13 protein-coding genes are annotated in these 13,053 nt (G+C 67.3%); 7 read left to right on the top strand and 6 right to left on the bottom strand.

Annotated features, from left to right (window positions below; genetic code table 11):
- Positions 1 to 35 precede the first annotated feature (35 nt).
- The 3 genes from ACODS4_RS01695 to ACODS4_RS01685 all read right to left on the bottom strand — a co-directional run bounded on the left by ACODS4_RS01695 (position 36) and on the right by ACODS4_RS01685 (position 4,051).
- Entirely contained in the window at positions 36 to 1,010 is a 975-nt protein-coding gene (locus tag ACODS4_RS01695; protein ID WP_488860074.1) for a quinone oxidoreductase family protein, read from the bottom strand.
- 452 nt (positions 1,011 to 1,462) lie between these two features.
- On the bottom strand, positions 1,463 to 2,002 hold the full coding sequence (locus ACODS4_RS01690; RefSeq protein WP_488860072.1) for a methylated-DNA--[protein]-cysteine S-methyltransferase: 540 nt from the start codon (positions 2,000 to 2,002) through the stop codon (positions 1,463 to 1,465).
- Positions 2,003 to 2,026: 24 nt separating this feature from the next.
- A complete protein-coding gene (locus tag ACODS4_RS01685) occupies positions 2,027 to 4,051 on the bottom strand; it encodes a thioredoxin domain-containing protein (protein ID WP_488860070.1) in 2,025 nt (674 codons plus the stop codon).
- A 180-nt stretch (positions 4,052 to 4,231) separates the two neighbouring features.
- Here ACODS4_RS01685 and ACODS4_RS01680 point away from each other — a divergent pair, with 180 nt between their 5' ends.
- From ACODS4_RS01680 to ACODS4_RS01650, 7 genes are all read left to right on the top strand, one after another.
- Positions 4,232 to 4,483 (top strand): DUF6489 family protein, encoded by a 252-nt coding sequence (locus ACODS4_RS01680; protein WP_488860068.1) that lies wholly within the window; start codon positions 4,232 to 4,234, stop codon positions 4,481 to 4,483.
- Positions 4,480 to 4,854: a (2Fe-2S) ferredoxin domain-containing protein gene (locus ACODS4_RS01675; RefSeq protein WP_488860066.1), complete on the top strand. Its 375-nt coding sequence runs from the start codon at positions 4,480 to 4,482 to the stop codon at positions 4,852 to 4,854. The genes ACODS4_RS01680 and ACODS4_RS01675 overlap by 4 nt, the downstream gene beginning before the upstream one ends.
- Positions 4,855 to 4,871: 17 nt before the next feature.
- Entirely contained in the window at positions 4,872 to 6,203 is a 1,332-nt protein-coding gene (mnmE, locus tag ACODS4_RS01670) for a tRNA uridine-5-carboxymethylaminomethyl(34) synthesis GTPase MnmE (protein WP_488860064.1), read from the top strand.
- A gap of 109 nt (positions 6,204 to 6,312) precedes the next feature.
- Entirely contained in the window at positions 6,313 to 8,193 is a 1,881-nt protein-coding gene (mnmG, locus tag ACODS4_RS01665; protein WP_488860318.1) for a tRNA uridine-5-carboxymethylaminomethyl(34) synthesis enzyme MnmG, read from the top strand.
- Entirely contained in the window at positions 8,193 to 8,807 is a 615-nt protein-coding gene (rsmG, locus tag ACODS4_RS01660; RefSeq protein WP_488860317.1) for a 16S rRNA (guanine(527)-N(7))-methyltransferase RsmG, read from the top strand. Before mnmG ends, rsmG begins: the two co-directional genes overlap by 1 nt.
- A gap of 52 nt (positions 8,808 to 8,859) precedes the next feature.
- On the top strand, positions 8,860 to 9,657 hold the full coding sequence (locus tag ACODS4_RS01655) for a ParA family protein (protein WP_488860062.1): 798 nt from the start codon (positions 8,860 to 8,862) through the stop codon (positions 9,655 to 9,657).
- A complete protein-coding gene (locus ACODS4_RS01650) occupies positions 9,654 to 10,574 on the top strand; it encodes a ParB/RepB/Spo0J family partition protein (protein ID WP_488860060.1) in 921 nt (306 codons plus the stop codon). The genes ACODS4_RS01655 and ACODS4_RS01650 overlap by 4 nt, the downstream gene beginning before the upstream one ends.
- Before the next feature lie 27 nt (positions 10,575 to 10,601).
- Here ACODS4_RS01650 and ACODS4_RS01645 read toward each other — a convergent pair whose 3' ends face one another.
- The 3 genes from ACODS4_RS01645 to rdgB all read right to left on the bottom strand — a co-directional run bounded on the left by ACODS4_RS01645 (position 10,602) and on the right by rdgB (position 13,045).
- On the bottom strand, positions 10,602 to 11,105 hold the full coding sequence (locus ACODS4_RS01645) for a dihydrofolate reductase (RefSeq protein WP_488860058.1): 504 nt from the start codon (positions 11,103 to 11,105) through the stop codon (positions 10,602 to 10,604).
- Between the two features lie 171 nt (positions 11,106 to 11,276).
- Positions 11,277 to 12,458 (bottom strand): radical SAM family heme chaperone HemW, encoded by a 1,182-nt coding sequence (gene hemW / locus ACODS4_RS01640; RefSeq protein WP_488860057.1) that lies wholly within the window; start codon positions 12,456 to 12,458, stop codon positions 11,277 to 11,279.
- The gene (rdgB, locus tag ACODS4_RS01635; RefSeq protein ID WP_488860055.1) at positions 12,446 to 13,045 is read right to left on the bottom strand and encodes an RdgB/HAM1 family non-canonical purine NTP pyrophosphatase; all 600 of its coding nucleotides are present in this window, start codon (positions 13,043 to 13,045) and stop codon (positions 12,446 to 12,448) included. Before rdgB ends, hemW begins: the two co-directional genes overlap by 13 nt.
- Between the last annotated feature and the right edge of the window lie 8 nt (positions 13,046 to 13,053).

The following is a 13,053-nucleotide window of genomic DNA, read 5'->3' as shown; positions in this document are numbered from 1 at the left end:
ATCCAGGGACGAACCCGCCGGATCCGGCCCGCGTCTTACGGGATAAGCGCGGTCGATCCGGTGGTCGCCCGGCCTTCCAAGGCGCGGTGCGCGTCGGCGGCGTCGCGCAGGGCGAAGGTCTGGCCGACGGTGACGCTCACCCCGCCCGCCGCGATGGCGCCGAACAGATCGGCGGCGCAGGCCGTCAGATCCGGGCGCGTGGCGATGTAGGTCGCCAGCGTCGGACGGGTGACGTAGAGCGAGCCTTTCGCGGCCAACAGCCCCAGATCCAGCGGATCGGGCGCGCCCGACGCCGCGCCGAACAGAACCATCAGCCCGCGCGGGCGCAGCACGTCCAGCCCCTTCAGGAAGGTGGTTTTGCCGACGCCGTCATAAACGACGGGAACGCCCTTGCCGTCGGTCAGCTCCTTCACCCGCGCGACGAAATCCTCGCTGGTGTAGAGGATCGTGTGGTCGCAGCCATGCGCCTTGGCGAGGTCGGCTTTTTCTGGAGTGCTGACGGTGCCGATGACGGTGGCGCCCAAATGCTTGGCCCATTCGCACAGCAGCAGCCCGACCCCGCCCGCCGCCGCCTGCACCAGAATGGCGTCGCCCGGCTGCACCGCGTAGGTGGAGCGCAGCAGATATTGCGCGGTCAGACCCTGCAACAGCATGGCGGCGACCGCCCGCTCGTCGGCCCCCTCGGGCAGAACCACCAGCCGGTCGGCGGGAACCAGCCGGGCTTCGGCGTAGGCGCCGATCAGCATGGCGTACCCCACCCGGTCGCCGATCTTGACCGACGTGACGTCCGGCCCGACCGCCTCGACCACGCCGGTGGCGGCGGTGCCCAGCGTGGCGGGCAGAACCGGCAGCTTGTAGGCGCCGGAGCGGTGGTAGGTGTCGATGTAGTTCAACCCGACCGCCGTCTGGCGGATCCGGGCCTGTCCGGGGCCGGGTTCGCCGACCTCGACCGCGTCCCAACGCAAAACCTCCGGCCCGCCGTGTTCATGGATGCGGATGGCGTGAACCATGATCGTGTTCAATCCTTGATGTGATGGTGGGATGGGTGAGGAAAACTTGGAGTGAATCAAACGCTTCAATGTCTTGGGAGAATGAACAAAGCCCCTCTCCCTTGACGGGCTATGGCATTCACACATCTTCGGTTTAGGCAACTCATTGGAAGAAAAAGAACTTTTCTCCGTCATTCCCGCGAAGGCGGGAATCCAGACTTACCCATAGGGTTCGTCTGGCGAACTCTGGATCCCCGCCTGCGCGGGGATGACGGAAAATCTGTTTTATTTCAATTGGTTGAAGCAAGAAAAAGATGTGTGAATGCCGTAGCCCTTGACGGGAGAGGGGTTGGGGTGAGGGTGGCGAGGCGACCTTTCCCGGCCTATATGGCCGCCCCCCTCATCCCAACCCTTCTCCCGCAAGGGGAGAAGGGCCTTTGTCCATATCGGGTTGTTCGAGAGATCACCTAAACTCAAAGCAGCGCGAGTTGGCCGTCCCGCGCCGTTGATCGAATGGGCGATTGGGCGGGCGCGTGGCGGCGTTCCAGCGTCAGCAGGAACGTTTTGGTGTCCAGCCCGCCAAAGCCGGAATAGCCGCCCGGCGCGCCGCCGCTGGCCAGGACCCGGTGACAGGGGATGATGATCGGAATCGGGTTGGCTCCGCAGGCCCCGCCGACGGCGCGCGGCGCGCTGCTCAGGGCCTTGGCCATCCCGCCATAGGTCGCGGCCTCGCCATAGGGAATGGTCAGCATCAAATCCCAAACCCGTTGGCGAAAGGGCGTTCCCGCCGGATTCAGCGGCAGGTCGAAATCGCGCAGCCGCCCGGCGAAATAGGCGTCCAACTGGCGGGCCGTCTCCTGCAACAGCGGATCCGGCCCAAGATCCGGCCCCGGATCCGGGTGCCGATCCGCCCCGCCCCCGTCCCGGTTGACCCAATCCAGCGCCGTCAGCGCCCGCCCGTCGCTGGTCAGCCGCAGCGGCCCCAGCGGGCTGTCGATGATCCGTGTCCCCATTTCCGCGTTCCCCGATCAAGCCCGTCAGGCGTGACGATGGCTGAGCGCCTGGACCAGATCCGCCGCCGCCGTCACCGGGGCGGAGCAACTGGTCCCGACGCAGACATAAGCGGTGGCGAGACCGTCCCGCATTCCCTTGCCCTCAGCCGGATGGCCGGGCGGCAGATCCGCCCCCGGCGGCTGCATTGTCAGGATGCGGTTCGGCAGTGAACAGCCCAAGACCGCGCGGCGCAGCGCCTCGGTCTCCGGCGTCTTCGGCGGGCCGACGATGACGATCTGCACCGGGCGGTGCAGACGCTCCACCGCGTTGAGGAAGGTCGGCAGCGGAAAGAAGTTCCGCGCGATCTCGCCGGAAAAGGCGTCGGCGAGGGCTTCGGCCCGCTCGCGGTAGGCCTCCTCCCCGGTGCGGCTGTGCAGGGTCGCCAGCACGGCCAGCATGGTTCCGTTGCCGTTCGGCGTGGCGTTGTCGTAGGCGCTCTTGCTGCGGACGATCAGCCCCTCCGCGTCGTCGGCGGTGAAGAAATAGCCGCCGCTGGACTCGTCCCAGAAATGGGCGTCGACCACCGAAACCCAGTCGCGCGCCTGATCGAGCGCGGCGGGATCGCCAGTCGCCTCGTGCAGCGCCAGGGCGGCGCGCGCCATCGCCGCGTAATCGTCGAGCATGCCGGGATGCTTGGCCTGCCCGTTCCGCCAACTGTGGCGCAGCCGGTTCCCCTCGTTCATCCGGTCGCGGACGAAGGCGAAGGCGCGGGCCGCCGCCGCGATCCACTCCGGTTCGTTCAGCGCCAGCCCGGCGTGGGTCAGGGCGGCGATCATCAGGCCGTTCCAGTCGGCCAACACCTTGTCGTCCCAACCGGGCCGCACCCGCTTGCCGCGCGCCCGCAACAGAGTTTCCCGCGCGGCGGCCAGCTTGGCTTCGGTGGCGTCGTCGGCCAGATCCAGGCCGCCCAGCCGGTTCAAAATCGTCGCGCCTTCCCAATTGCCGCGCGGCGTGACGTCGTAGACCCGCTTGAACAGCGCGGCGTCGGGGCCGAGAAGCCGGTCGATCTCCGCCTCGTCCCACACGTAAAAGCGACCCTCCTCCCCCTCGCTGTCGGCGTCGAGCGTCGCGGCGAAGGCGCCGCCGTCGGCGATCATCTCGCGCAGGAGCCAGTCGACGGTTTCACGAATGCGCGCCTCGAACAGCGGGCTGCGGGTGTCCTGCCAAACCAGGGTCAGCAGGTCGAGCAGCTCGGCGTTGTCGTAGAGCATCTTCTCGAAATGTGGGGCGAGCCACCGCTCGTCCGTGGAATAGCGGGCGAAGCCGCCGCCGAGATGATCGTAAATGCCGCCCTGGGCCATGTTGGCCAGCGTGTTCAACACCGCCTCGCGGTAAGACTCCCGGCCCGTCCGCTGCCAGGCCCGCCACAGCAATTCAAACAGCGGGACTTGCGGGAATTTCGGCGCGCCGCCGACGCCGCCATGGATCGGATCGACCTCGCGCGCCAGACGTCCGGCGATCTGGTCGATGGCGGCCAGATCCAGGGTTCCGCCGGATCGGTTTTCCGCCTGAGCGGCCAACGCGCTTTTCAGCGCGGCGACGTTGCGCGACACCTTGTCCTGTTCGTCGCCGTAGGTTTCGGCGATGCCGCGCAGCACGTCGGGGAAACCGGCGCGGCCATAGCGCGCCGCTGGCGGAAAATAGGTGCCGCCCCAAAAGGGTTCGGCGTCGGCGGTCAGGAACATGGTCAGCGGCCAGCCGCCCTGTTGCCCCAGCATCGCCAAGGCCGACTGGTAAATCTGGTCGAGGTCGGGGCGCTCCTCGCGGTCCACCTTGACGCTGACGAACAGCTCGTTCATCAGCGCGGCGATGGCCGGAGTCTCGAAGCTCTCGTGCGCCATCACATGGCACCAGTGGCAGGCGGCGTAGCCGATGGACAGCAGCACCGGCTTGTTTTCCGCGCGGGCGCGGGCGAAGGCCTCCGGCCCCCAGGGCATCCAGTGGACCGGGTTGTCCTTGTGCTGCAACAGATAGGGACTGGTTTCAAATTCCAGCAGATTGGCGGTCATGGCGGGGTTCCGTCGGTTTGGCCGCCATCGCTGTGGCGTTGCGAATAAGGTGGGGTGGTGGTGGCGTTGCGCCAGTGCGCCCTATCTGTATAGTGGGGCATGAGCCGACGCGGCGCTCAACCCCAAAATTTCTGTTGTGCGGATGAGTTCCCTCCTCCGCGTCGCCAGAGGGGTTCGGGCATGAAGATCACCATCGACATCGATTGCACCCCGGACGAGGCCCGGCATTTTCTGGGCCTGCCGGACGTCAAGCCGATGCAGGACGCCATGATGCGGGAGATTCAGGAGCGGATGAGCGCCAATCTCCAGGCGATGGATCCCGACACCATGCTGAAGACCTGGCTTCCCGCCGGGCTTCAGGGCATGGAGCAATTCCAGAAGATGTTTTGGACCCAGATGTCCTCGGCCCTTAAACAGGAAGGACGAACGTGAGCGACCCGAAGCCTTATTTTGAAGCCCATGTGTTTTGTTGCACCAACCGCCGCCCTGACGGGCACAAGCGCGGCTCCTGCGCCGCCCACGGGTCGGAAAAGCTGCGCGACTATATGAAGGTGCGCGCCCGTGAGTTGGGCCTGGACGGCCGCGTGCGCATCAACGCCGCCGGATGCCTGGACCGTTGCGAATTGGGGCCGACGCTGGTCGTGTATCCCGAAGGGGTTTGGTACGTCTATCAGACCACCGAGGATGTCGACGCCATTCTGCAAACCCATCTGGTCGAAGGCCGTCGGGTGGAGCGGCTGATGCTGACGCCGGAGCAACGGGAGTTGCGCCCGGACCAGTTGCGCTCGGATCAGCGCGGCTGAGACTGGATCATTCACCAATGACCGCGACCATTTTCGCGCTCGCCACCGCGCCCGGACGCTCCGGCGTGGCGGTGGTTCGCGTGTCCGGGCCAGACGCCGCCGCGACGCTGGCCGCTCTGACAAACCGGCCTCTGCCGGAGCCGCGCCGCGCGGCTCTGGTCACGTTGCGCGACCCGGCGAGCGGCGACGCGCTGGACGACGCGCTGGTTCTGCGCTTCACAGCCCCGGCCAGCTTCACCGGGGAGGATGTGGTGGAGCTGCATCTGCATGGCGGGCGCGCGGTGGTCGCCGGGGTGATTGGCGCCCTGGCCGCCCGCCCCGGCCTGCGTCTGGCCGAACCCGGCGAATTCACCCGCCGCGCCTTTGAAAACGGCAAGTTGGATTTGACGGAGGCCGAGGCCGTCGCCGATCTGATCGACGCGGAAACCACGGCGCAGCGGCGCCAGGCCCTGCGCCAGATGGACGGCGCGCTCGGACGGCTCTACGACGGTTGGCGCGACCGTCTGACCCGCGCGCTCGCCCACATCGAGGCCGACATCGACTTTGCCGAAGACGATCTGCCGGGCGGCGTCGCCGACGCCGTGCGCCCGGTGATCGAGCGTCTGTTGGCCGAGATCGCCGACCATCTGAACGACGGCGGGCGCGGCGAGCGGCTGCGCGAGGGGTTGCACATCGCCATCGTCGGCGCGCCCAACGCCGGGAAATCCAGCCTGCTGAACGCCCTGGCCCGGCGCGACGCCGCCATCGTCTCGGCCCGCGCCGGAACCACCCGCGACATCATCGAGGTGCAGTTGGATCTGGGCGGCTATCCGGTGGTGCTGGCCGACACGGCGGGCCTGCGCGAGGCCGCCGCCGACGAGGTGGAGGAGGAAGGCATCCGCCGGGCGCGCGACCGCGCGGCGCGGGCCGACGTGAAGGTGGCCGTGTTCGACGCGACCGCCCTGCCCGATCTGGACCCGGCGACGCTGGCCCTGATCGACGCCGACAGCGTCGTGGTTCTCAACAAATGCGACGTGGCGACGGCGACGCCGACCGCCATCGCTGGCGCGGCTCCGGTTCTTGTGTCGGCCCGCACCGGGGCGGGTTTGCGCGATCTGGAGCAGCGTTTAACCGCGTTTAGCGCCGACCGTCTGGCGATGGGCGGCGCCCCGTCTTTGACCCGCGCCCGCCACCGCGCCGCGCTTGACGAGTGCCGCACGGCGCTGGATCGGGCCTTGACCGCCCCCTTGCCGGAACTGGCGGCGGAGGACATTCGCTTGGCCAGCCGGGCGTTGGGCCGCATCACCGGGCGGGTCGATGTCGAGGATTTGCTCGACATCATCTTCCGGGATTTCTGCATCGGCAAGTGAGCGCGCGACGCTTGGATCGGATGGGGGGCGGCGGTGTTTCACGTGAAACATCGCCGCCTTGCGCGGGACGCCGACAGCCTCCCCCTTGGCGAAGCCCAGCGCTTCGGGTATGGTCCCGGCCATGCAAAGCTTTGACGTCATCGTTGTCGGCGGCGGCCACGCCGGCTGTGAAGCGGCTGCGGCTGCGGCGCGCATGGGCGCGCGCACCCTGCTGCTGACCCACAAAATCGAAACCATTGGCGAGATGTCCTGCAACCCCGCCATCGGCGGTCTGGCCAAGGGGCATTTGGTGCGCGAGATTGACGCGCTCGACGGCGTGATGGCCAAGGCCATCGACCGGGGCGGCATCCAATTCCGCATCCTGAACCGCAGCAAGGGACCGGCGGTGCGCGGCCCGCGCGCCCAGGCCGACCGCAAGCTGTACCGTCGGGCGATGCAAAGCCTGTTGGCCGAACAGGCGAATTTGACCATCGCGGCGGGCGGGGCCGAGGATTTGATCGTCGATGGCGACGGTCGAATCACCGGCGTCGTCACCGGCGCGGGCGAGCGCGTCGCCGCCGGGGCGGTGGTGCTGACCACCGGCACCTTCCTGCGCGGCCTGATTCACATTGGCGAGGAACGCACCCCGGCGGGCCGCGTCGGCGAAGCGCCGTCGCTGGGTTTGTCCGACACGCTGGCTCGCTTGGGCTTCCCGCTTGGCCGCTTGAAGACCGGCACGCCGCCGCGTTTGGACGGGCGCACCATTGATTGGGACGCGCTGGAAAAGCAGCCCGGCGATTTGCCGCCGCCGCCCTTCTCCTATCTGACCGAGCGGATCGACACGCCGCAGATCGACTGCGCCATCACCTGGACGACGCAGGCCGCGCATGACCTGATCCGCGCCAACCTGCACCGCGCGCCGATGTATTCCGGCCAGATCACCGGCACCGGCCCGCGCTATTGCCCGTCCATTGAGGACAAGGTGGTGCGCTTCGCCGACAAGGAGCGTCACCAGATTTTCCTGGAGCCGGAGGGCTTGGACGATCCCACCGTTTACCCCAACGGGATTTCGACCTCCCTGCCCCGCGACGTTCAGCTTGGCATCTTGAAGAGCATGCCCGGCCTGGAACGCACGGTGATGATCCGCCCCGGCTACGCCATTGAGTATGATTACGTCGACCCGCGCGAGTTGAAGCCGACGCTGGAAACCCGGCGCGCCCCGCGTCTGTTCCTCGCCGGTCAGATCAACGGCACCACCGGCTATGAAGAGGCGGCGGCGCAAGGTCTGATGGCGGGAATCAACGCCGCCCTGACGGCGGGCGGTTCGACCGACGGCTTCGTGCTTGACCGCGCCGACGCTTACATCGGCGTGTTGATCGACGATCTGATTGGACGCGGCACCAACGAGCCGTACCGCATGTTCACCTCGCGTGCCGAATACCGGCTGCTGTTGCGCGCCGACAACGCCGACCAGCGTTTGACCGCCAAGGGCGTCGCCATCGGCTGCGTCGGCTCCCACCGTCGCGAGGTCTTCGCCGCCAAGAGCGACGCCTTGCAGGTCGGTCGCGCTCTGGTCAACGCGCTGCAAGCGACGCCGGTGGAATTGCTGCGCCAGGGCGTCGCCGTCAACCAGGACGGCGTGCGGCGCAGCGCGGCGGATCTGCTGCGCTATCCCGACATCGACCTGTCGGTGTTGACCCGCCTGTGGCCGGAGTTGGCCGAGATCGGGCCGGAGATCGCCGAGCAGTTGGAGATTGACGGTAAATACGCCGGTTATCTCGGACGGCAGGAGGCCGACATTCGCGCCTTCCGCAAGGATGAGGCGTTGGTTCTGCCCGAGGATCTCGACGTGGACGGCATCGGCAGCCTGTCGGCGGAAATCCGGCAAAAGCTGCGCCAGTCCCGTCCGGCGACCCTGGGCGCGGCGGCGCGGATTCCCGGCATGACCCCGGCGGCGCTGGTGTCCTTGCTGCGCCATGTGAAGCGGCGCGATTTGCAGGCGGCGGAATGATGGCTCCATTCGACGCTTCGGCCTTTCAAGAGGCCACGGGTGTTTCACGTGAAACGCTCGACCGGCTGACCGCCTATGAAACGGTGCTGCGCAAGTGGCAGCCGAAAATCAATCTGGTCGGCCCCTCCACCCTGCCCGATCTGTGGCGGCGTCATTTTTATGACTCGGCGCAGCTTCTGCCGCTGCTGCCGGATCCGGCCCGCGTGCTGGTCGATCTGGGCAGCGGCGCCGGTTTCCCCGGTCTGGTGTTGGCGATCCTGGGCGTGCCCGAGGTTCATTTGATCGAAAGCGATTCGCGCAAGGCCGCCTTTCTGCGCGAGGCGGCGCGGGTCGCGGGCGTGGCCGTCACCGTTCACAACAAGCGGATCGAGGCGGTCAGCGGCCTTGCCGCCGACGTCGTCACCGCCCGCGCTCTGGCCCCGGTCGCCGATTTGCTGGATTGGGCGGTTCCCCTGATGGGGCCGCAGCGGGTTGGGCTGTTCCTGAAGGGGCAGGCTCTGGACGACGAATTGACCGCCGCCGCCAAAAGCTGGACAATGCGCGCCGAACGTTTTGACAGCCGCACCGATCCCACCGGAACCATTTTGCGTGTGAGCGGAATCGCGCGTGTCTGAGACCCGCGCGACGCCGCCCCTCTCCTGTCCCGAGGCTTCCCAAGAGGCTGCCATGTCCGACGTCATCACTCCTCCCGCCCGCGTGGTCGCTGTCGCGAACCAGAAGGGTGGCGTTGGCAAGACGACGACGACCATCAATCTGGCCACGGCGCTCGCCGTCATCGGCAAGCGCGTGCTGGTCATTGACCTTGATCCGCAGGGCAACGCCTCCACCGGCTTGGGCATTCCACGCTCCGACCGGCGGATCGGCATTTACGACGTGCTGTTCGACAATGTGCCGTTGGAAGACGCCGCCATCGAATCCGCCGTGCCGAACCTGTCGATCATCACCTCCTCTGTCGATCTGTCGGGCGCGGAGATTGAGTTGGTCGGGGCCGAACGCCGCGAGTTCCGCCTGCGCGAGGCGGTGGCCAACAGCGCGCTTGAGTATGATTACGTGCTGATTGACTGCCCCCCGGCGTTGGGTCTGTTGACGCTGAACGCGCTGGTCGCCTCGCACGCGGTCATGGTGCCGTTGCAGTGCGAGTTCTACGCGCTGGAAGGTCTCAGCCATCTGGTCCGCACCATCGAACGGGTGAAGCGCGCCTTCAACCCCAACCTCGACATTCACGGGGTGGTGCTGACCATGTTCGACAAGCGCAACAATCTGTCCGACATGGTCGCCGCCGACGTCCGGGGCTTCTTCGGCGAAAAGGTTTACGAAACGGTGATTCCGCGCAACGTCAAGGTTTCCGAAGCGCCGTCGCACGGCAAGCCGGTGCTGATCTATGACATGCGTTGCCCGGGGTCGCAGGCTTACATCCATCTGGCGGGCGAGGTGCTGCGCCGCGAAAAGAGGCTGTGCGCATGATCGACGACGCCAAGCGTATGGATGGCGGGGGGGCGCGCCGCGCCAGTCTCGGCCGTGGCCTGTCCGCCCTCTTTGGCGAGGTGACGGAGGATTATTCGGCGCTGGACAAGGTGCGCCAGTCCAAACAGGTGCCCATCGAATTCGTCCATCCCGGCAAATACCAGCCGCGCCGCAAGTTCGACGAGGAGGCCATCCAGGGCCTCGTCGAGTCGATCCGCGACAAGGGCATCTTGCAGCCGCTGCTGGTCCGCCGCGATCCCGAGACGGCGAACGCCTATGAGTTGATCGCGGGCGAACGCCGCTGGCGGGCGGCGCAGATCGTCGGTCTGCACGAGGTTCCGGTCATCATCCGCGATCTCAGCGACCGCGAGGCGCTGGAAATCGCCCTGATCGAGAACATCCAGCGCCAGGATCTGACCCCGCTGGAAGAGGCGGAGGGCTACCGCCGCCTGATGGACGAGTTCGACCACACGCAAGAGGATCTGGCCCGCGCGCTGGGCAAGAGCCGCAGCCACGTCGCCAACATGATGCGCCTGCTCGCCCTGCCCGACCCGGTCAAGGCCATGGTGCAGGACGGCGCGTTGTCCGCCGGTCACGCCCGCGCGCTGTTGACGGCGAGCGATCCGGCGTCGGTCGCGCGCGAGGTGGTGGCGCGCGGCCTGAACGTGCGGCAAACCGAAGATTTGATGCGCGGCGACCAGCCCAAGCCCCGCAAGGGCGAGGCCGGATCCGGCGGCGCGGCGAAAGCCCCGGCGGTCAAGGACGTCAATCTGCTCAATCTGGAAGAGGAAATTTCCGCCCGGATTGGGCTGAAGGTGGCGATCAACCCGCAGGGCCAACGCGGGACCATCACCATCCATTACCAGACGCTGGACCAGTTGGACGACGTGCTGCACCGGCTGGGCGGCGAGGCGTAAGGCTTTTGGGGGCGTGGTTGGCGGGGTTCACCCCTCTCCAACCCTGTCCCGTTCATAATCAACATACTGGAACCGCAGGCCGTTTTCCTCCTGCGGGTCGCTTGACCAGCGCGTGACCCAACCGTCGCCAAGCAGTGGCAGGATGGTGTCGCCGTTGATGGCGTGGTCGATGCGGGTCAAGTGGATGCGGGTGGCCAGCGGCATGATATCCGCAAACAGAGCGGCCCCGCCGATGACGCACAGCTCCGCCGGACCCACCTTGCGCGCCCAATCCAGCGCGCCGGTGTGATCGCGAAACCACTGGGCGCCGTCGCGCGGTCCCGTCGCTTGCGTTCGGCTGACCACCAGATTGTCGCGACCGGGCAGCGGGCGGCGCGGCAGCGAGTCCCAGGTCTTGCGGCCCATCAGGATGGGTTTGCCCAGCGTCAACTCTTTGAAGCGCTTGAGATCGCTGGGTAAATCCCAGGGCAGGCCGCCGTCTTTGCCGATCACGCCGTTGGCGGCGGCGGCGACCACCAGAGTGATGCGCATGCAGAGGGTGTTCCTTTGGGATGAGTGGTTGCGGGAATGCCCCCACCCCAACCCTCCCCCGCTTCGCAAGGGAGGGGGCCTTTTGCGGGCTTGGCTGTCATCCCCTCCCCTGCGTTGGCGGGGGAGGGTTAGGGTGGGGGCATAGGTTTTCCCATCCCTACCCCGCCCGACTCAGGCCAGCAAGGCCGCCAGCACCGCGTTCAGCCTTTGCCGCCCCTCATGGGTGGCGCGCAGGCGGTCGTTCTCAACGGTCAAGAACCCGCCGTCGGTCAGCCGGTTCAGGGCCGCCGGGTCGATGAAGGCCCCCAGATCCAGGCCGGATTCCTCGACCAGACGGGCGAGCGGAACGCCTTCGGTCAGCCGCAGCCCCATCATCAGCAACTCGGCGCCGCGCGCGCGCCGATCGATGGGATCGGGCGACGCCGCGCCATGGCCGTCGCGTTCCACCCGCTCCAGCCAGATTTCCGGGGCGCGGTGGGCGCGGGTGGCGACTTTTTCACCGTCCAGGGTCAAACGGCCATGCGCGCCCGGCCCGACGCCGATGTAGTCGCCATAACGCCAATAGGTCAGATTGTGGCGACTTTCCTCGCCGGGGCGGGCGTGGTTGGAAATCTCATAGGCCGGAAGGCCGGCGCGGCTCAGCAGGCTTTGCGTGGCCTCATAGAGATCACCGGCCAAATCCTCGTCCGGCAACACCAGATCGCCGCGCGCGTGCAGGGGGAAAAAGGCCGTCCCCTCCTCGATCGTCAACTGATAGACCGACAGATGGTCGACCGCGTGGTCGAGCGCTTGCGTCAACTCGGCCTCCCACGCGGCGACGCTCTGGCCGGGGCGGGCGTAAATCAGGTCGAAGGAAAAGCGGTCAAAGATCGTCGCGGCCAGCGTGATCGCCCCGGTGGCTTCCGCCGCGCTGTGCTGACGACCGAGAAAGCGCAAAGCCGTGTCGTCCAACGCCTGGATGCCCAGCGACGCCCGGTTGATTCCGGCGGTTCGGAAGGCGCGGAATTTGTCGGCCTCGACCGAGGTCGGGTTGGCCTCCAGCGTGATTTCCAGCCCGTCGGCGACCGACCAGCGTTGGGCGACGCGGTCGATCACCGCGCCGACCGTCGCCGGTTCCATCAAGGACGGGGTGCCGCCGCCGAAAAACACCGAGGTGACGCGGCGTCCGGCGGTCTGGTCGGCGTAATGGTCCAGCTCGCGCAACAGACCGGCCCGCCAGCGGTCGTGATCGACCCGCTCGCGGACATGGCTGTTGAAGTCGCAATAGGGGCATTTCGACTTGCAGAACGGCCAATGGACATAGATGGCGAAGCCGGGGGCGGCGAAGCCCGGATCAGGACTCACTGGAAGCAACGCTCCACCAACTGGGCGAAGGCGTCGGCGCGGTGGCTCATGTCGTGCTTTTCCGCCGGGTCCATCGCGCCGAAGGTGATGGCGTGGCCGTTGGGGCGGAACATCGGGTCATAGCCGAAGCCGTGCTCCCCCTGCGGCGGCCACACCAGCGTGCCGTAACAGCGGCCCTCCACCGTTTCGACATGGCCGTCAGGCCAGGCGAGCGACAGGGCGCAGACGAAATAGGCCGAACGGTCGGTCTTGCCCGCCAACCCCTCTTCCACCTTGCGCATGGCGAGGCTGAAATCCTTCTCCGGCCCGGCCCAACGGGCGGAATAGATGCCGGGATCGCCGTTCAGCGCCGGAACCACCAGCCCGCTGTCGTCGGCCAGCGCGACGTGTCCCGCCGCCGCCGCCGCCCGCGCCTTCAATTCGGCGTTGGCGACGAAGCTGTCGCCGGTCTCTTCCGGTTCCGGCAGGCCAAGCGCCCCCGCCGTGGTGAAATGCGCCGCGTAGGGGCCAAGCAGTTCCGCGATCTCGCGGACCTTGCCAGCGTTGTGGCTGGCGATCACCAGGGTGTCGCCGGTGAAGCGGCGGGGCGCGCTCATGGTCATTG

It is taken from the genome of Azospirillum sp. FG154, assembly GCF_057809575.1.
This window is presented reverse-complemented; position numbering and strand designations above follow the sequence as displayed.